This window comes from Cellvibrio sp. pealriver, assembly GCF_001183545.1.
GTDB lineage: Bacteria > Pseudomonadota > Gammaproteobacteria > Pseudomonadales > Cellvibrionaceae > Cellvibrio.
Map to the genome: position 1 here is coordinate 2783032 of NZ_KQ236688.1, position 20353 is coordinate 2803384.

Sequence of the window (20353 nt, forward strand, 5' to 3'; positions counted from 1 at the left end):
GGTGGGGATAGAACGCAGAGTAAAAAAACCAGCGGGGTCAGCCGCTGGTTTTGGAAAATCAATTAACACCTATTTTTAATCATGTCTTTTAACAATCAGCGGCGGATCAAGTTCTTTTCCATTTGCCTTAATACCGTAATTGAAAACCAACTGATTGTTTTTGCGGAACTCCTCAATAAACTCCTTTTTCTCAAGAATATCTTCTGGAATCTGTATTACTACTACACCATTAACCGAAGCATTCTCCACTTTGCGGTTTGGGGTTTTTCTATTTTTAAAGATAATAGAAAACTCATCTGGTCCCGCATACAAAACTTTTTGGCCAGGATATGCCACTACATCCTTAAAGGTTTCTTTCGGAATACCGTCCTTATCAAGACCTATCCCAACAACTACCGTGTTAGTACCCGGCAAGGCATATCCTGTTTTAAGCGCATTAGTATCACAATCAATTGATGAGCATCCCACTAATGAAACAACCGCGCCAGCTAACACTAATTTAATAAAATGCATTTCATCCTCCTAGTTTATATACATTTACTTTTGATTAATAAAAACACTTTGAAATCTTGATTCCTTTAACACTGAAAAATCAGGATCTGACAAAATCAATTTATCGGAATACTCAGCATCAAGCAAACTTGATGCATACTTTTTTATACTATCATCATCAGCCATTAGAACTGCGATTCGTAAATTTGTATACAGGGATTCAGTACTAGTTGAGTCAATATGATTTGCGGCATCCATCATTTTTTTTGCCGACTCCATATCACCTACACCTCCGTAAGCCCTAGCAAGGTACTGATAAGCTCTGGCTATATTCGGATTTATAGAAAGCTCTTCATTCGCATACTTAATAACTTGCTGAAAATATTCAGTTGCTAAATGTCTTTTCTCTGGAATGTACTTGCACGTATCAGCGATAGATGCCATCCACTGATAATTAGCCGGTTCAAGCCGAAGTGCTTTTTTGTACATCTCCAGAGCTTTTAAATAATTTTCAGAAAAATAATACATACTCCCTGTATTGGCATAAACAGAACTGCTTGGCTCTATGTGTGAAGCCGCCTCAAATGCTTCAGCAGCACGACCAAATTCATTTTTATATAAGAAGTTAATACCTATATTATTTAAAACAAAAGGATTATCTAGTGTAAAACTTAACACCTTTTCATACTGCTCAATGGCTTCATCATAACGGCCACTCTTTGTTAGAAAATACCCATACCCATCATACGCTCTCCAATTATATGGATCATGAAGTATTGCTTCCTTATACAAAATTTCTGCCTTATCTTTTTCTTGAACCAAATCGTAGACACTTGCCAATGCAACAACAGTAGTTACATCAAATTCATCAATTAATCGACCAGCATTCAAATATTCAATAGCTTTATCATACTTTCCACTATCGCGGTAAATAGCGCCAATTGTTTTATAAGCTCTAATCAGACGACCGTCTTGTTTCAATGCTTGCAAACAATAATGCTCTGCATCATTAAGCCATTTAGCCGAACTGGTCAACTCATACTTACGCCAGTACGACTCACAAATTCCCGTATTCGCTAACGCAAAATTCTCATCATGAACCAATGCAGCACTAAATTTTTGGACGGCATTATCAACACTTTCATGCATTGCGGGACTATTTAAAAACTCCATTCCCTGCAAATAATAGTCATAAGCCGTAACATCACCCGTCAACCTCAACGGCGCTGGCCTAAAATTCTGCAAATCAAATTCATCTGCTAAATACCGCGCAATCTCTCCCACCAAACGATCTTGCAGAATAAAAATATCCTGATAAGTACCATCTAACTTTCCGCCAGCGATTTGTACGTTATCTTTGCGGCGAAATAAGCGGTAGGCGATGCGCAGGTTATCGCCGAGTCGCTGTACGCTGCCCTCCAAACGGATGGGTGCGTGCACGCCTTCTTTGGGATCGACTATGTATACATCGCGCATATCGGCTAATTGCGAGCGCACGGCAGCGGTGATACCGGCAGAGAAATAATCGGACTCGCCTTTTTCATCCATTAAGTTACGAAAGTCGGCAATTTCTACGTAGTTAGCGGTATAGCCCGGCACCAACCAGCGCGGGATAAAATAAAAACCAGCGGCGATAATCGCGAACACGCACGCCGTTAATGGGTAGCGGTACGCAACAATCGCTTTATTCAGTGCGCGCAAAAAATAATGCAGGTGATCGCGCCAGCCAATGCCCGCAGGCTTGATTAAATAGACGCGGATTTTTTGCTGGATATTTTTTAGGGTTTGCAAACCCAAACGTTTGGCGGGCGACGAGAGAGAAAAACGGATTTCATCGTATACGCTTTGCGAAATGCAAATGCCATCGGCAACAGCGAGGGGTTCAAGGCGCGCGGCGATATTGACGCTATCGCCATAGACGGCACCATCGCGCAGCATCACTTCGCCTTTGTGCAGGCCGATGCGGGTTTGCAAGCGCGGGAGTTTTTTATCGCGCGCTTCATTAAACGCGAGCAAATGTTGTTGGATGGCGATGGCTGCAGCAACAGCGGCAGTAGCTGTGTTAAAGCGCGCAAAAATCGCATCACCCACAAATTCCACCAGCTGCCCGCCTTGCGCTTCAATGTGTGAAAGCAAAATGCGGCGATAATCACCCAGCATCTCTACTGCCAGCAACTCATTGCGCCCCATCAGGCGCGAGTAGCCAACAATGTCGGTGAACATTAAGGTTTGTTCACTGTGCTGAATAGAATCGGCGACCATGTGCAGTCAGCTCTCCGTGCGATAGTGTTTAGCAGTAAAGAAAACTATGCACCGATACCTCTGGGCAGACAGGGATTATTGTGCGTTTTGGTGTCAATAACAACCAATCCTTTTCGCTCACGCAAGAGCGTGAGGAAATGCACAGGATTTTGCAAACTTAAGCGCCAAAGTTAGCCGCACAGCACATCAAGGGTTATGATGAGCGCCACGCCAATCACTCACAAGAAGCCACTGTCATGTTAGAGAACGTACGCCTTTTTGCCGATGTGCCGACCGAATATCTCCAGCAATTGGAAAAACTCAGCATTCCGCGCCGCTTTCCCAAAAATACAGTGTTGGTGACTGAGGGCGATGAATCCACGCACCTGTATATTATCCGCAAGGGAACCGCGAGCGCGTTTTTAACCAATGAAGATGGCCGTCAGGTCAATTTGAATTACATGCAGGAAGGTGAATATTTTGGTGAGCTATCACTGCTGGATGGCAAGCCACGCTCTGCATCGGTAATGACAGTGACCGATTGCGAAATCATTTTAGTTCCACGCGCGGGCGTCATTGAGCTGCTCAGCAAGCACCCGGAATTTGCGATGGTATTGATTACCGAATTAACACGCCGCGTGCGCGACTTGACTGACAGCGTAAAAGATATGGCACTGCTGGATGTATATGGCCGCGTGAGTAATGCATTGGAAAAATTGAGCGATGAAAATAAACGCATCCACAACCCTAAGGTGACCCATCAGGATATTGCCAACATGGTGGGTTCATCGCGCGAAATGGTAAGCCGGATCATGAAACAATTATTGATTGGCGAATATATTGAACAATGCCCCGGTTACATTGAAATCAAAAAGCAATTACCGCGTTATTGGTAATCCCTCCCGGCCTCCCTTTTACAAAGGGAAGAGTTGCCCCTCTTTTGCAAAGAGGGGCTGGGGAAGATTAAAAAATTTTAATTAAACGCCCCCACTTGCACCAGCCAGGCTTTGAGTTGCGGCAATGGCATAGCGCCGGATACGCGCTCCACTTCGCGCCCGTCTTTAAATAAAATCAATGTAGGAATACTGCGAATTCCCCAATCTTGTGCAACATCGGGTACAGCTTCGGTATTTAATTTTGCACAGCGCAAATAAGGTTCCGATTGCGCCGCCAATTGTTCGAACACCGGCGCAAAACTTTGGCAAGGGCCACACCAAGGAGCCCAGCAATCGACCAATACCGGAATATCATTTTTTTCGATGGTGCTAGCCACATTTCCCGCATTCAACTCCAGTGGCTTTCCCACAAACAGATGATTTTTGCATCGGCCGCAGTTTGGGTTATCAGCCAAGCGCTCGGAGGGTAAACGGTTGGTGGCAAAACAATGGGGGCAATTAATTTGTATGGCGCTCATGGTCGCTCCGCGTTTGGGCATTAAATGGGTGCAAATAAAATATAAACCACTATAACAAATAAAAAGACCCACCGCCGCCAAGGGGGGGCGACGGCAGGCAAAGGAGCACTGGGTTTCCAGTGAGGGGTAAATCGATATCGGTTAATTACGTGCTGCAACAGCAGCATTATTCAACTCCCAGCCGCCGCCCAGCGATTTATAGACCGCGACTAAATTTAATAGCACCTGCATATCGCTCTGCGCCAACTGCGCACTAATGGTTAGCTGCGAACGCTCTGCATCGAGCACGGTTAGAAAATCGCTGCTGCCTACTTCAAACCGTTTACGGGCAAAAAACGCAGCTTGGTTACTGGCATTTAATGCGCGCTGTAAATCGGTACGGCGCTCTTCCTCACGCGAGAAATTTTGCAAAGCGTTATCGGTTTCCTCCAGCGCCACCAATACTTTTTGTTCAAATTCCGCAACACGTGCCTGGGTGCGGGCATCGGCAGCATCAATTTGTGCATCCACGCGGCCGAGATTTAACGCCGCCCATTGAATGCGTGGTGAGAAGGAAAAAGTATCGGTTCCGCTGTTGCCCAAGCGCGTCCAATCCGTCGATAAATAACCAAGGCCACCGCTAAAAGTAATGCTGGGATACAAATCGGCCACACGAATATTGTATTCAGCGACTGCACCGGCAAGCGCATTTTCTGCACTGCGAATGTCAGGCCGACGTTTTAATAAATCCGCAGGATTTCCCACCGCAAAGGATGCAGGTACTTCCGGCAAAGATTTGGTTTGCGTCAGCGCCGTTTTTAATTCAGCGGTTGGTTTTCCGGTGAGTACGCCTATGCGATTCAACGCCACATTCACTTGCGCATGCAACACCGGAATACTCGCGCGCGTTAATTCAAGCTGCGCTTCGGCGCGCGTAACATCTAACTGATCGCCACGCCCAACTTCTTCAAAACGTTCGGTAAGTTGCAGCGTTTCCTGTTGGTTGATCACATTGCGCAGCGCTACATCCAATAAATACTGGTTGCCACGCAAGGTGATGTAAGCACTGGCGACTTCCGCTGCGATGCTGACTTGTGCTGCTTGCAAATCGGCTTCGCTTGCGGCCAATTGTGCTTTGGATAATTTCACACCATTGCGCACACGGCCAAACACATCCAACTCCCAACTCGCATCAAAACCGGCTTGATAGGTTTCACTGATGCGATCACCTGCACCTACAACATCTGCACTTTGTTTTTGGCGTGTGCCACTGACATTGGCTTCCACTGTTGGGTAGCGATCCAACTTGCTGTTGCGCAGCAGTGCGCGCGATTCAGCAAGCGATGCTTGCGCAATACGGATCGAATGGTTTTGTTGCAACGCATCGGCAATTAATTGATTTAACTGCTCATCGTTTAATTGCGACCACCAGGCAACCACAGGCTGCTCCTGTGTCACACCTTGCTGTACTGCAAATGCAGCAGGCAGTGTTGGTGTGGTTGCCAGATCACGTGCATGCTCGACAGATTTGAATCCGCTACAGGCACTGATGACCAAGGGTAGCAATGCAAGGCTAAATAATTTCAATAAAGGTTTCCGGTTCATATATGCACCTCTTTATGCCCTGCACTTTTATCTTCAATGGCAGGAACAGAATGATCTTCAACTTTATAACTGCGATTGTCTTCTTTATAACTGCGATTACCTTCCAGTTTGCGCAGCAACACATAAAACATTGGCGTGAAAAATAAACCAAAGAAGGTCACGCCCAACATGCCCGAGAACACCGCAATACCCATCACGCTGCGCATTTCGGCACCGGCACCGGTAGAAAACACCATCGGCAGTACACCCATAATGAACGCGAAAGATGTCATCAGGATTGGGCGTAAACGCATACGGCTCGCGGTAATTGCTGCTTGATAAGTTTCCATGCCGCGCATTTCCAGTTCACGCGCAAATTCCACAATCAAAATCGCGTTTTTACTGGCAAGCCCCGCCAGCACAAACAAACTGATCTGCGTAAAAATATTGTTATCACCATTGGTAACCCACACACCAAAAAGTGCAGACAAAATCGAGAGCGGAACAATTGTCACGACGACCAGTGGCAACGCCAAACTTTCGTACTGCGCGGCAAGCACCAAAAACACCAACAGCAAACACAATGGCAAAATATAAATCGCGGTATTACCGGCGAGCACTTCCTGATAAGTTAAATCGGTCCACTCATACACAATACCTGCAGGCAACACTTCATCCAGAATTTCAGCAATTGCATCCTGTGCCTGCCCACTTGAATAACCGGGCGCGGCATTGCCATTAATATCCGCCGCCAAATAACCGTTGTAATGCGCAGCACTTTCAGGGCCATAACTTTCTTGCATGGTGAGCACTGCACCCAGCGGCACCATATCGCCCTGTGCATTGCGCACTTTTAATTTGAGCGCGTCATCAGGCGTGTTGCGATACTCTGCATCCGCTTGCGCGATAACCTGATAAGTACGACCAAATTGGTTAAAGTCATTCACATACAAAGAGCCGAGATACACTTGCATGGTGTCGAAGACATCTTTCACATTCAGACCCAGCTGTTTGGCTTTGGTGCGATCCACGTCGGCATACAATTGCGGCACATTAATTTTGTAATTGGAAAACACACTCGCAAGCTCCGGGCGCTGCATAGCTTTTTGTTGCACCTGCGCAACCACTTCAGCCAGCTTTTCGTAACCCAAACCTGCGCGGTCTTCAATTTGCAATTTAAATCCGCCGGTTGTACCCAAACCACGCACAGGTGGTGGAGGGAAGATCGCAATAAACGCTTCTTCTATACCGGCAAATTTCATTTGCAATTTGTGCGCAATAGCACCTGCAGAAAGATCATCACTGGTGCGCTGGTCAAAATCTTTTAACGGGAAAAACACAATGCCCGCGCTGGAGCTGTTGGTGAAACCGTTAATACTCAAGCCAGGAAATTGCACCGCATTTTCCACACCGGCTTCAGCCAAACCAATTTCACCCATTTCACGGATCACTTGCTCGGTGCGGTTCAGAGTCGCGCCGTCAGGCAATTGCGCAAACGCAATCAGATATTGTTTATCCTGCGCAGGCACAAAACCTTTGGGGATAATATTGAACCCAACTACTGCAACACCAAGCAACACTGCATAAACACCGACTGCAGCCATTTTGCGGCCTAAAATTTTTCCGACTTGTGTAGAGTAATTACCGGACGCACGCGCAAAGCTGCGGTTGAACCAGCCGAAGAAACCACCGAATACTTTATCCATCCCTCTGGTCAAACGGTCTTTAGGTGCATCGTGACTTTTTAACAACAGTGCAGCTAATGCCGGGCTGAGCGTGAGTGAGTTAACCGCTGAAATCACGGTGGAAATCGCAATAGTCAACGCAAATTGTTTGTAGAACTGACCAGTCAAACCACTCACGAATGCGATAGGCACAAACACCGCAATCAACGTTAACGAAATAGCAATAATCGGCCCGCTAACTTCCTGCATCGCTTTATAAGTTGCAGCAAGCGGCGTTAAACCCTCTTCAATATTTCGCTCAACGTTTTCCACTACCACAATCGCATCGTCAACGACGATACCAATCGCCAACACCAAACCAAATAGCGAAAGCGTGTTGATGGAAAAACCAAACGCCCACATCAATGCAAAGGTACCGATAATCGAAACCGGAACGGCGAGCAGCGGAATAATGGAGGCTCTCCAGGTTTGTAAAAACAGAATCACCACCACCACAACCAACGCCAGTGCTTCAAGCAAGGTTTTGATCACTGCTTTGATTGAGCTTTTTACAAAAATGGTAGGGTCATACACAACGTGGTAATCCACACCGACGGGAAACCGCTCTTTCAATTCCGCCATAGTGGCGCGCACATTGTCAGAAATTTGGATAGCATTTGCGCCGGGTGCCTGGAAAATAGGAATAGCAACGGCCGGTTGACTATCGAGCATGGAATTCAGCGCAAATTCTGACGCACCCATTTCCACACGGGCGACATCTTTCAAGCGGGTAATTTCACCATTGCTACCCGCGCGAATAATAATTTCACCAAACTCTTCCGGATTATCCAAACGGCCTTTGGCATTCACGGGCAATTGCACATCCACCAAATCGGTCACTGGCGCACCGCCGATAATACCGGCAGCCACTTGCACGTTTTGTTCGCGCACAGCGTTGACCACATCATTTGCAGTGAGATTTTTTTCAGCAATTTTTTCCGGATTCAACCAAATACGCATGGCGTAATCGCCAGAACCAAACAAACGCACCATACCCACACCCGGCACTTTGGCGAGCTCATCCTTAATATTCATCAGCGCGTAGTTGCGCAGATAAAGTTCGTCGTAACTTTTGTCCGGCGAAATTAAATGTACCACCATGGTTAAATCAGGCGAGCTTTTTACGACGGTTACACCGCGCTGGCGAGTAACATCGGGCAAGCGCGGCAGCGCCTGGGAAATACGGTTTTGCACCATTTGCTGTGCAAGATCCGGATCGGTTCCGATCTTAAATGTCACCGTTAAAGTCAACCGGCCATCGGTAGTCGCTTGTGAAAACATGTACAACATATTTTCCGTGCCCGCCAGCTGCTCTTCCAAGGGTGTTGCTACGGTTTCAGCAATCACTTTCGGGTTTGCACCCGGATAGGAGGCATTCACGACCACCGATGGCGGCGATACTTCAGGGTATTCCGAAATGGGCAATTGAAACATGGCGATAGCGCCACCGATAAAAATCAACAGTGAAATCACACCGGCGAAAATGGGGCGATCCACGAAAAATTTGGATATGTTCATACTGAACCTGCCTGCATGGCTACAATAAAAATCGAATTGAAAATGTAAAAATGTGAATAAAACCAAATGACGAGCTTGGAGACTGCTGGTGCAAAGCACCAACAGATCTCGCTATAAAACAATCGGAAAGCTAGTGTGTAATCAGATCAGTGCGACGACGCAACCTTGGTTGCAGCACCCTCTTGCGTAACACTTGGATTGACGACGCTATTCGGTCGCACATGAGACAGACCATTGACGATAATTTTATCGCCCGCATTGACACCCGCGACAATCACGCGCTGGCCTTGATAGTGATCACCCAAGGTAACTTCGTGATAATTCGCGGTATTATTTTCATCCACAACCAATACATATTTTTTGCTTTGGTTGGTGCCAATGGCACGCTCGGGAATTAATAACGCCTGCATTTTTTCTGCTGAACCCAAGCGCACATTGGCAAACATACCGGCGGTTAATGCGCCGTCGTTGTTTTCAAATACAGCGCGCGCACGAATGGTGCCGCTATTGGTATCCAGACGATTATCAAAGGCAGAGATGTAACCTTTGTAGGTCACGCTGGCATCGCTGGCGAGTGTTAATTCCACCGGCATGTCCTGTGTGTTTTTGGTGTTGCGTACAAATTGAATGTAGGTCGCTTCATCCACATTAAATTCTGCATAGAGTTTGTCGTTCGCCACAATCTGCGTAAGCAGCGGCGCATTTGCCCCCGCTTCCACCACATTACCTACCGTCAATTCAGCACGACCTACACGGCCGGAAATCGGTGCACTGATGTGCGCATATTCCAAATCCAGTTTTGCTTGATTCAACGCCGCCTCTGCTTGTTTTACATCGGCCTGCGCCACCTGATGCGCACTGAAAGCGGAATCGTAAATGCTTTGCGATATCAACTTGGCTGCAATCAATTGCTGTGAGCGATCCAATTCATCTTTCGCCAGTTTTGCGCGCGATTGCGCTGTCGCCAATTGTGCCTGGGCGCGTTGCACCGATGCCTGATGCGGACGCGGGTCAATCACAAACAGCGGCTGGCCTTTTTTCACTTGCTGACCTTCGCTAAACAGTACTTGCTGGATAGTGCCGCTCACCAGAGGTTTGATGGCGGCGCTTTCTACCGGCGCGAGGCGACCAGAGAAATTAGCCCAGGCACGGATGGTTTGTGGCTCCAGCACCACCACATCCACAGTTGGTGCAGGTGGTACGGCTGCAGGGGTTGCAGCGTCTACTCCGGTCACATAATAAAAACCGACTATACCTGCAAGTATGGCGGCGGCTGTGTATTGGAAGGTACGGCGCGATACAGCGGCAGTACTCTTGCTATTCATGGTGCTACTCATGGGAAGTCTCCTAAAATCCGTTAGCAAATGAATGACTATTTGAAACTCCTTGGAGGGGTCTAAATCGGCATTTGAGAAAAGCATACATACCGGTCGGTATGCTGGTCAACAAAATTTTTCAGGTGGCGTTCACACTGGCGGGCGCAAGATGGGAAAAAGAAGAACAAATACCAATAAAATCAATAGGTTTGCTGTTGGATACTTTTTTGATGCGAGAGCAACTTTATGCCTGCAGCTGGTATAGATGGGAAAATGGCCGATTGAAAAACATACCGGCCGGTATCATAATAACCCTAGTCTTTGTATGAGAACCGAGTAATGAACGCCACCGACACCCGCACCGTCCTACTGGAAACCGCGCTGAACCTGATCTGGAACAGCAATTACAATTCTGTGGGTGTGAACGAAATCTGCAAGCAGGCAGGCGTTACCAAAGGCAGCTTCTATCACCACTTTGAATCCAAAGCGCAGCTGTTTTGCGAAGCAACCAATCATTACTGGGATGAAATTCGCCGCGAGCTGGATTGTATTTTTTCTCCCATCAATAGCCCACTCGAACAGTTGGAAAATTGGTTGCAATTTATTTTTATTAACAAGGTTGGCGAAGATAAAGACAACGTGCCCGGCTGCGCGTTTTTTACCGCCGGTATGCAAGCGGGCTGTGGCGAGAATCGCATTAGCGATACCTTGCAAGTCATGACCGAGCGCGGCGCAAAATACAATCAGGCACTGGTGCTCAGCTTGCTTAACAACAATTATTTGCAAAACGCAAAAGACCCGGAACAACTGGCGCGCCTGATGCAACAATACGTGCAAGGCGCAATCATGCACGCGCGCGTGACACGCAATATCAGCAACATTAAAAAAGATTTACCGGAAGGGATTTATCGCATACTCGGTTTAAAACCGGAATTTTGGTTCAGCACAAAACCGACCTGGCCGTGCACCGAACCAACATGATATTTACAGCTTGACGCGCAACCCCGTGCGCGTCAGCAGCGCGCCAATTCCCATGATCACGCAAGCAAACAACAGGCTCCAGATAATGCCCGGCACACCCGCGTTAAAATATTCAGGGCGCAGATAAAAACCGAAAATCCCGCACAGCGACAGCACGATATACGGCAGGATATACACCAATAAAGGATTGGTGGCGGAGGGTTCAAAAAATACCGTCCAGCGGCGCTGCTGTTTGACATCGACCAACCAATACACCGCACCGAAAATCACACAGCAAAAAAATACGCTGAACAATGCCCAGCTAGGTGTTGCCCAAATTTTGGAAATGGGTGAGACCTGCCAACTGGCGAATGCCAACGCGCAGACTACGCCGGTAAAAATTAAATAGTTTTTAAATTTACTTGCTGCAAAATTTGGCAGATAAAATAATTGCGAGAGAATGACACCAGCCAACACAATCGCGGCATGGGTGTGATTGCCGTTGAATCCGGCCAGAGTTTCCAACACCGGAACGCCCGCTAAATCGGCTTTGTTTTTATCCAAAATAAAAAACAACACAATCAAACCAAGCGCTGCAACGGCGAGTGTGAAAAATTGCGTGGCGGGTGATGCAAACTGACGTGTGATTAAAAACAACGAGCCTGCCAACAAATATGCCCAACCGATTAACCCGAGAATTCCCCACCACTGTGTGGTCATGCCGGTGTTATCCGGGCCTTGGTACAACCACCAAAGCATTATTAATCCGGCAACGCCAATCAGTTTTGCGCCGAGTGAAATAGTGGGTGAAAGTGTTTTGGGATAATTCGACCAAATCAGCAACACACAGATAAACATTAACAAGGTCCACAGCGGCATGGAGATGCTCATCGCGGCTGCATCGTAGCCCGACTCCGCATTCACCATAAACACGCCGATCACCATTAGCCCGAGACTGCGCAGGGCGATGTGTTTGAAAATCTCCAATGCGGAATCACCCTTGTTGGCGCGCGCCTGGATTGCAAACGGAATTGACATGCCGACGATAAATAAAAATGCGGGGAAAACCAGATCAACAAAGGTCATGCCATCGACATCGGCCGGTAAATGTTTCATCCACTGGGGAATATCGGCCACACCGGCCAATTCATTCACAAAGACCATGGTAAAAATAATGATGCCGCGGAAAACATCGATGGATAAAACGCGGTTGGCGTTACTAACGGGATTATTCATGTGATTGCCCTTGCGCCCCTGATGGGGATCATTGTTATGGTTGATTTTTTGTAAAAATCCACAATAACCGAGCGGCACCTAAAGCCGCAATCCAAAAATGACAACGTTGACTGCCGATTTACAAATCCCTACACAGGTACACCAACGACTTGGGAGAGCGCGATTCACGAGAGGTATGCATTCCCAAGCGGGTGCGTGAGAAAGAGATAGATATTTACAAGAACGTCATCCCCGCATGCGGGGATCCAGTGGTTTTAAAATCTAAAGCTGGACTCCCGCAAGCGGGAGTGACGATGAGCGCTAAACGGACGGACATTACGCAACAGTAGACGGGCTTTTCGCGGTAGTGCTATCAAAAACTTGATAGAGAAAAAACTTAATCGTGGTGATGACCACCAACGCCGTGCGCATGACCGTGGGCGAGCTCTTCGTCGGTCGCATCGCGCACTTCAACGATCTCCAATTCAAAGTCCAGATTTTTACCAGCCAGTGGATGGTTGCTGTCGATATCGACATTGAATTTACCGACTTTCAATACAACGGCATCCCATGGGCCGTGCTGGGTATTGACCGCGACTTTCATGCCCGGTTTGATTTTGCCTTTCAGTTTCTCGTGACCGTGCAGGTGTTTGATCGGGATGCGTTGCACCGCACCTTCCTGGCGCTGGCCGTACCCTTGCTCAGGGGTGATGCTTACGCTGATTTTGTCGCCCGCTTGTTTGCCTTCCATCGCCGCTTCCAACGCAGCGAGCAGACCATTGTGGCCATGCAGGTAGAGAGTTGGATCGGATTCGTAGGATGACTCCAGCAGCTCACCGCCAGTTTCGCTCAGGCGGTAGTGAAAGCTGACAACTTTGTTGGCAGTGATTTGCATAACAACTCCAAAAGGATTCTGTGTGTTTTTGAGGGCGCGAATTGTCGCTGATTTGCCTTAAACAAAAAAGCCCGCATAAAGCGGGCTAAGGAGTGATGTATCAAACATCGGTGGAGAACAAAAATTACAGCGAGTTGAGGAACGCTTTCAGTGCATTGCGATCACCGGTGGAAAGCGCTTCATAACGCAGGCGGCTGTTGGTTGCTTCACCGCCGTGCCACAGGATGGCTTCATCCAGCGTGCGGGCGCGACCGTCATGCAGGTAGCGCACACTGCTTTCATCGCCCGCCGAAGTGCCGCTTTGCACGTACTTCAAGCTGCCCAAGCCCCACAGCGGCGCGGTGCGCCACATGCTGGCAGAAGCACCGTCTTGCGCGAGAGTATCAGCAAGGTCCGGGCCCATATCGTGCAACAGCAGGTCGGTGTAGGGGCGGATAGTTTGGTTGCGCAATTCAGCGAAAGGATGCGTGTTGCCGGTGGTAAAACTGGCTTTGTGGCAGGCCACGCATTGGGCATTCTCAAACACAGTTTTGCCTTGGGCGATTTGCGCCGGGTTTACATCGTGCTCTACCGATACCCGCATACCATTTGGATAACCGCTGCGATAACTGCGCTGCGCCGGTACGCCGAGCAACTGCAAATAGTTGGTCAGACGAGTCAACTCCAGCTCGGACACATGAGTGCTCACGCCGGTTTGATGGCAATTCACGTCGGTCTTTTGGCAAGAGCGAACGGGATACACAGGCGATGTCACCCCCATATCCTGCACCAGTGCTTCTGCGGCTTGATGGCGCACACTGGCTTTTGCTGCTTTCCAGCCAAAACGGCCGAGTTGGGTTGCGCCGGTTTCCGGATTTTTCACGAAGTTGGCTTTACCGCGCACGCCATCGCCATTGGTATCGTTAGCATCCACATTCGCCAAAATGGCCGACTCGGGAATCGCCTCTAACAAACCAGCACCAATGACTTGCGGTGCCTGACGCACGGAATACAACTGCGGCACCGGGCCGGTGAATTCGTACACCGGTTTGTGCATGTCCACGCGGGTGCCATCATTCAGGAAGCGCGGGGTTACATCGTAGCGCTGCAGCTTCACGGTGTTATTCACCGCACCTTTCTGCAGGACGTTAAAACCGTAGTAAGGATCAGGCAGGTTACCCTGCGCGCCGGTCAGTACCGATAGCGTATCCAGCGCAGCACCTGCCACAGCGGCTTTACTGCGGCCATTTAACTGGTGACAGGCGATACAGCGTTCATCGTTAAAGTTGCTACCCAACTGGTTAACGTGCTCATTGAAGATGGGGTTCTGGGCTGGAAACTCCGAGTGCTGGCCGGTCGCAAATGAGGTATGGAACAAGCGGCGACCTTTGAGGAAGCGGTCGGTGTTGCGGATACCAATGTTGTTCGCCATTTGCTGGAACACGCGGTAGGGTTCTTCGGAATAGTTGTAGGAAATACTGGTTTCACCACCGAGCAGCGCATCATTCGGCACGGGTACCGAATCCAGATTTGGCGCTACACCATACCAGGGGCGAACGCCCTCACCGACGACATACAGCTGCTCGAACGAGTAGTAGCGCGAGCCGCCGCCATCGATGCGCGCACGGTTGTCCGACTCGCTCATCTCTACCAGGCGCGGTGCCGGTGCCAGCTCGATACGGTCACCCATCACCAGCGGACGGTGCGGATCGCGGCCGGTATTCCAGTAGGAATCGACATCCATATAACAGTCTTCATTGCCACCATCAAAACAGCGCGGCAAATTGCCTTCTTTCAGGTTATTGAAACCATAGTTCAACGCCCAACCAAATTCGGTGACGGTTGGGTCGCTGGAGTTGCGGAACAAACTGAAAGTGGTGCCAAAGAAAGTCCCTTCATTGATCAACATGGTGATGCGGATATTTCGCCCGCCCGCCGGAATCGTGTCGCGGATTTTCAAGCCGAACGAACGGTTTTGGAAGTAGAACGGCGGATAAGTGAAATAGCGGCCATCGGCCTCGTTCGCTGCCAACCAAGGCTCACCGCGCTCGCGCGCATGGCGTTCGGTAGAGCGCATGCCCATCAAGGTCACCAAGGTGCCATCGGGCTCACGGTATTGGATTTGCTCGGTCACTTGCGTGCCTGCGGGGAACAAGGGCGTGTAGCCAAGATTGCCGCTACTGGACGATGACGAGCTTGATGATGAACTGCTCGATGCCGCACCGCCAAACACACGCATCTCAAATATTGAATAACCCCAGGCATTGCCCGGCGCGCGTTTGGTGGCATAGACGCGCACATAGCGGTAACTGCCGCTCACGTTGAAACTGTCGGTGCGGTTGCCAAAAGTGCCGCCGGTTTTGGTCGCGAGTGTCGTCCAGGTCGAATTATTGTTAGAGCCCTGAATTTGATAAGTCTCGGGGTTAGCAGCTTCCCAATCGATAACCACCTGACCAAGATTGGTCGCGGTGCCCAGATCGACAGTTAACCAGCCCGTCTCCAACCCCTGGGTCGATTCCCAACGGCTGTAGCTGCTGCCATCGACTGCATCTTTGGCGGCGCGCAGTTCACTGCTGGCATAAGTGGTTTTGTTAAGCGCAAGGTTGGTTTGTGCCAATGCAGTGCCTGCACACAACAAACTGGCGGTAATACACATCAGCTGGCTAAAGCGGTTAAGGGTGTCACGGTTGAAGGAGTTTTTGCGCCGCAGCACAATCGCTCCGGGGGGAGTAGTGTTCATACTAATTACCTTCTCGTTTTGTTATTCGAATGAATGCGACGGCATACCGGCATCAACCGGCAAACACATTCGCCACGAAAAGCGCCTGCAGCTTCTCACCATAAAAGCCAGGCTCTCTCTGATACGCAGAAGGATTGTGCGAGCATGAGAAAAAAGAGTGTTCGGACAAGCGCCGCGAACGCGTATTTTTTAGGTTCGGTTAAAAAACACGATCAATACGGCCATCTAAAAAAACGATGTAACTAACAAATCGCGCACAGAATTGATGAATGAATCACAACCCGACAAAGTGGGACGCGAATCGGCGTATGATGTGCTGCTTTACTTTTATCCAAAGCGCACATCGACAATTCACACACCTACTTACACACCTACTTACACACCTACAGCGCAGCCTTGATCATCCACACCATGACGACACATTTGCCACCTCTTTTCGCACCGGTTTTTTCCCGAGCAATGCCCGATGCTTCTGCGTCATTAGCCGAACAGGAAATACACCTGTGGCTGCTGGATCTGGATCAATTTACCGATGCGCATCAGCGTGAAGCGGCAAAGATCATGAGTGCCAGCGAACATGCGCGGGCGCAAAAATTTATGCGAGGCAAAGAGAGTTACATTGCCAGCCGCTGGCTACAGCGCAAAGTGCTGGCGAGGTATTTGGATGTGGCACCGCAAGAGTTGGAGCTGTTGCGCTCCGACAAAGGCAAGCCCTACCTGCCCCACAGCGATATACATTTCAGCCTGAGTCACAGCGGCCATTGGGCAGTCCTGGCAGTGGGCAAAGCTGAGCTTTTGGGAGTCGATCTGGAAAGTATCCGATCGGCGCGCAACCTGTCCGGTATCGCCCAACACTATTACCATCCTAATGAACAGGCGCAGATGCAATCGCTACAAGGCAGCGCACAGGCCGATTATTTCTATCGCCTGTGGACACTCAAAGAAGCGTTTTTCAAAGCGCTGGGCACAGGCATATCTGCCGGATTGGAAAAGGTCGCCTTTGAGTGGGACGCAGACACCATCAGCGCAACCATTGACGACCAGCTCGGTTGCCTCCGCGATCAGTGGCAATTTCACCAATGGGCGCTATCGCCACAAGATTACTGCGCCCTGGCGTATCACAGCGCGCAACCGCTGGCCGCAGAATGGTTTGATGCACTCGCATTGCCAGCTTTTCCTTGACTCGCCGGTCGTCACTGCTAGCATTGCCGCCTGAACATTACCGCTTTAAAACCCGGTTCCCAGCACTCACTCCAAGATAAGAAGATCCCATGTTGCCATTCCATCAGGCCGTCAAAGACGACTTCAGCGCAGTCAACCAACTCATCATCGATAAGCTTCACTCCGATGTCGGACTGGTTGAGAACATCGGCCATTATTTGGTGGAAGCAGGCGGCAAACGCTTGCGTCCATTGCTAGTGCTGCTCACTGCCAACGCACTGGGCTATCAGGGGAAAGATCATTTGTCGCTCGCGGCGATTATTGAATTTATCCACACCGCCACCTTGTTGCATGACGATGTGGTGGATATGTCTAACCTGCGCCGCGGCCGCCCGACTGCCAATGCGCAATGGGGCAATGCGCCGAGCGTACTGGTGGGGGATTTCCTCTATTCACGCGCATTCCAGATGATGGTGGCGATCGGCAATATGGATGTCATGGCGATCCTGAGCGATACCACCAACGTCATCGCCGAAGGTGAAGTGCAACAACTGGTTAACGCCAAAGACCCGAATGTGGATGAAGAAAACTACTTCCGCGTCATCGACAAAAAAACCGCCATCTTATTTGCAGCAGCCTGTGAAGTAGCCGCGGTGCAATGCGGCGCAACACCTGCGCAGCGCGAGGCTTTGCGTCTCTATGGTCGCCATGTTGGCGTCGCGTTCCAATTAGTGGACGATGCGCTGGACTACACCGGCGATGCCGCAACACTCGGCAAAAATGTGGGAGATGATCTGGCCGAAGGTAAACCTACCCTGCCACTGATTTACGCCATGCGCACCGGAACCGCTACGCAGGCAGAGGTGATTGCCGCCGCCATCCGCAATGGCGATGCCAGCCAGTTGCCCGCGATATTGGACATAGTGCAAACCACCGGCGGCATGACTTACACCCTCGATGCCGCAAAACAGCAGGTACAACAAGCACTCGAACAGCTGAAACTTTTGCCTGATAACCCTTACACCCACGCGATGAAGCAGTTGGCTGAATTTTCACTGGCGCGCAGCTTCTGACCTGCACCAACGCCCCGGCTGGCATCCACCAAACTGGACAATGCAGCCGTAGCGGTTAGAATGGCGCACTTTTGCGCAGGCACAGCCTGCGCGCAATGATCACTAGCAGAGTAAATTCCATGACTCCCTTTGAACCCAAAAGCTCTTACAGCCGCGAAGACCTGCTCCTCTGTGGCGACGGCAAATTGTTCGGCCCAGGCAACGCACAGCTGCCAAAACCCAACATGTTGATGCTCGACCGCATTGTGCACATCAGCCAAACCGGCGGCGAATTCGGCAAAGGCGAGATAGTGGCAGAGCTGGATATCAGCCCTGACCTGTGGTTCTTTGACTGCCATTTCCCCGGCGATCCTGTCATGCCAGGCTGTTTGGGGCTGGATGCCATGTGGCAATTGGTCGGGTTCTTCCTCGGCTGGAAAGGCAACCCCGGCCGCGGCCGCGCGTTAGGTTGTGGCGAAGTGAAATTCACTGGCCAAATCCTGCCTACTGCCAAAAAAATTACTTACCACATCAATTTGAAGCGTGTAATCGAGCGCAAGTTGATTATGGGAATTGCCGATGGCCGCGTATCGTGCGACGGCAAGGACATTTACTTCGCGCATGATTTGCGTGTGGGATTGTTCCAAAACACTGACAGCTTCTAATCTGTTCGCAATAATTACACTGGGTGAGCGCCTGACTGCCTGTGGCATAATGCTCGCTCCGAACCAAGCCAATGGGCATAACTGCCCGTATGCTGTAGCTCAAGTAAGAAGAGGTAGCCTATGAAACGCGTTGTTGTTACCGGTATGGGGATTGTGTCCTGTCTGGGCAATGATAAAAGTGCCGTATTGGATGCCTTGCGCGCTGGCCGTTCCGGTATCAAGTTCCAGGAATCCTATAAAGAAATGGGCTTCCGCAGCCACGTCGCAGGCTCTATTGATATCAACCTGTCAGAGCTGATTGATCGCAAGGTATTACGTTTTATGGGCGATGCTGCGGCATACGCTTACCTCTCTATGCAACAAGCGATTGCCGATGCAGGGTTGAGCGAAGAGCAGGTTTCCAATGAGCGCACCGGTATCATTATGGGTTCTGGCGGCGCATCTTCCATGAACTTGGTTGAAGCCGCAGACATCCTGCGCGAAAAAGGCTTGAAGCGTGTTGGGCCTTACCGTGTAACCCAAACCATGGGCTCTACTACCTCTGCGTGTTTGGCGACCCCATTCAAAATCAAAGGCGTTAACTACTCCATTTCATCAGCCTGTGCGACCAGCGCCCACTGTATTGGTGTTGCCTTGGAGCAGATCCAACTCGGCAAGCAAGACATCGTTTTTGCTGGCGGCGGTGAAGAAGAGCATTGGACCCTGACTGCCCTGTTTGATGCCATGGGCGCACTCTCGACCAAATACAACGAAACTCCAGGCCAAGCCTCACGCGCTTACGATGCGAACCGCGACGGTTTTGTGATTGCAGGCGGTGGCGGTTGCCTGGTCATCGAAGAATACGAACACGCCAAAGCGCGCGGCGCGAAAATTTACGCCGAGATCGTCGGTTATGGCGCAACATCCGATGGCTACGACATGGTTGCACCGTCTGGTGAAGGTGCCGTGCGTTGCATGAAGCAAGCATTGGCAACCGTTGAAGGCGATATCGACTACATCAACTCCCACGGCACCTCAACGCCAGTGGGCGATCTGGCTGAATTGCGCGCAATTAAAGAAACCTTTGGTGCCAATATTCCAGCCATCAGCTCCACCAAATCGCTCACCGGCCATAGCCTTGGCGCGACCGGCGTACAAGAAGCGATTTACAGTTTGCTGATGCTGGAAAACGATTTTATCTGCGCCTCAGCCAACATCGAAACCCTCGACCCTGAAGCTGAAGGCATGCCCATCGTGCTCAAGCGCCAAGACAACGTGAAGTTAAACCGCGTGATGTCCAACAGCTTCGGTTTTGGTGGCACTAACGCGACGTTGGTTTTTCAAAGAATCTAAAGGGACTGCGGGTTTAGGTTTAATTACCCACCGCAAAAACAAAAACCGCGAGCCGCACCAGCGCCTCGCGGGTTTTTTATGACCCC

General features: G+C 49.8%; 15 protein-coding genes. 6 read left to right on the forward strand and 9 right to left on the reverse strand.

The window, feature by feature from the left end:
- Positions 1-75 precede the first annotated feature (75 nt).
- Together VC28_RS12005 and VC28_RS12010 are read right to left on the reverse strand one after the other, a co-directional pair.
- Positions 76-513 carry a hypothetical protein gene (locus tag VC28_RS12005; RefSeq protein WP_231591735.1) on the reverse strand — a complete coding sequence of 146 codons (438 nt, stop codon included), beginning with the start codon at positions 511-513 and terminating at the stop codon, positions 76-78.
- A 24-nt stretch (positions 514-537) separates the two neighbouring features.
- Positions 538-2754 carry an adenylate/guanylate cyclase domain-containing protein gene (locus tag VC28_RS12010; protein WP_049630860.1) on the reverse strand — a complete coding sequence of 739 codons (2217 nt, stop codon included), beginning with the start codon at positions 2752-2754 and terminating at the stop codon, positions 538-540.
- Between the two features lie 236 nt (positions 2755-2990).
- On the opposite strand from VC28_RS12010, the gene VC28_RS12015 reads away from it, so the two are divergent.
- The gene (locus VC28_RS12015; protein WP_049630861.1) at positions 2991-3629 is read left to right on the forward strand and encodes a Crp/Fnr family transcriptional regulator; all 639 of its coding nucleotides are present in this window, start codon (positions 2991-2993) and stop codon (positions 3627-3629) included.
- A gap of 77 nt (positions 3630-3706) precedes the next feature.
- On the opposite strand, the gene trxC is transcribed toward VC28_RS12015, so the two are convergent.
- The 4 genes from trxC to VC28_RS12035 form a co-directional block, all read right to left on the reverse strand.
- Positions 3707-4147: a thioredoxin TrxC gene (gene trxC / locus VC28_RS12020; RefSeq protein ID WP_049630862.1), complete on the reverse strand. Its 441-nt coding sequence runs from the start codon at positions 4145-4147 to the stop codon at positions 3707-3709.
- Positions 4148-4288: 141 nt separating this feature from the next.
- Entirely contained in the window at positions 4289-5731 is a 1443-nt protein-coding gene (locus VC28_RS12025) for an efflux transporter outer membrane subunit (protein ID WP_049630863.1), read from the reverse strand.
- Positions 5728-8952 carry an efflux RND transporter permease subunit gene (locus VC28_RS12030; RefSeq protein WP_082191520.1) on the reverse strand — a complete coding sequence of 1075 codons (3225 nt, stop codon included), beginning with the start codon at positions 8950-8952 and terminating at the stop codon, positions 5728-5730. Before VC28_RS12030 ends, VC28_RS12025 begins: the two co-directional genes overlap by 4 nt.
- Before the next feature lie 146 nt (positions 8953-9098).
- The gene (locus VC28_RS12035) at positions 9099-10289 is read right to left on the reverse strand and encodes an efflux RND transporter periplasmic adaptor subunit (RefSeq protein WP_231591737.1); all 1191 of its coding nucleotides are present in this window, start codon (positions 10287-10289) and stop codon (positions 9099-9101) included.
- Positions 10290-10607: 318 nt separating this feature from the next.
- Between VC28_RS12035 and VC28_RS12045 the strand changes: the two genes are divergently transcribed.
- Positions 10608-11249, forward strand: coding sequence for a TetR/AcrR family transcriptional regulator (locus tag VC28_RS12045; RefSeq protein WP_049630865.1), 642 nt, complete (start codon positions 10608-10610; stop codon positions 11247-11249).
- A gap of 3 nt (positions 11250-11252) precedes the next feature.
- On the opposite strand, the gene VC28_RS12050 is transcribed toward VC28_RS12045, so the two are convergent.
- From VC28_RS12050 to VC28_RS12060, 3 genes are all read right to left on the reverse strand, one after another.
- Positions 11253-12464, reverse strand: a complete 1212-nt coding sequence (locus tag VC28_RS12050) for a DUF5009 domain-containing protein (RefSeq protein WP_156184327.1) — start codon at positions 12462-12464, stop codon at positions 11253-11255.
- A gap of 376 nt (positions 12465-12840) precedes the next feature.
- The gene (locus VC28_RS12055) at positions 12841-13338 is read right to left on the reverse strand and encodes an FKBP-type peptidyl-prolyl cis-trans isomerase (protein WP_049630867.1); all 498 of its coding nucleotides are present in this window, start codon (positions 13336-13338) and stop codon (positions 12841-12843) included.
- A gap of 124 nt (positions 13339-13462) precedes the next feature.
- Positions 13463-16057: a di-heme oxidoredictase family protein gene (locus VC28_RS12060; protein WP_197085523.1), complete on the reverse strand. Its 2595-nt coding sequence runs from the start codon at positions 16055-16057 to the stop codon at positions 13463-13465.
- A 459-nt stretch (positions 16058-16516) separates the two neighbouring features.
- On the opposite strand from VC28_RS12060, the gene VC28_RS12065 reads away from it, so the two are divergent.
- From VC28_RS12065 to fabB, 4 genes are all read left to right on the forward strand, one after another.
- Positions 16517-17239: a 4'-phosphopantetheinyl transferase family protein gene (locus VC28_RS12065; RefSeq protein ID WP_049630868.1), complete on the forward strand. Its 723-nt coding sequence runs from the start codon at positions 16517-16519 to the stop codon at positions 17237-17239.
- Between the two features lie 89 nt (positions 17240-17328).
- Complete coding sequence (locus VC28_RS12070; protein WP_049630869.1) at positions 17329-18291, forward strand: polyprenyl synthetase family protein; 963 nt, start codon at positions 17329-17331, stop codon at positions 18289-18291.
- 119 nt (positions 18292-18410) lie between these two features.
- Positions 18411-18935 carry a 3-hydroxyacyl-[acyl-carrier-protein] dehydratase FabA gene (fabA, locus tag VC28_RS12075; RefSeq protein ID WP_049630870.1) on the forward strand — a complete coding sequence of 175 codons (525 nt, stop codon included), beginning with the start codon at positions 18411-18413 and terminating at the stop codon, positions 18933-18935.
- Positions 18936-19055: 120 nt separating this feature from the next.
- The gene (gene fabB / locus VC28_RS12080) at positions 19056-20267 is read left to right on the forward strand and encodes a beta-ketoacyl-ACP synthase I (protein ID WP_049630871.1); all 1212 of its coding nucleotides are present in this window, start codon (positions 19056-19058) and stop codon (positions 20265-20267) included.
- Positions 20268-20353: the final 86 nt, after the last annotated feature.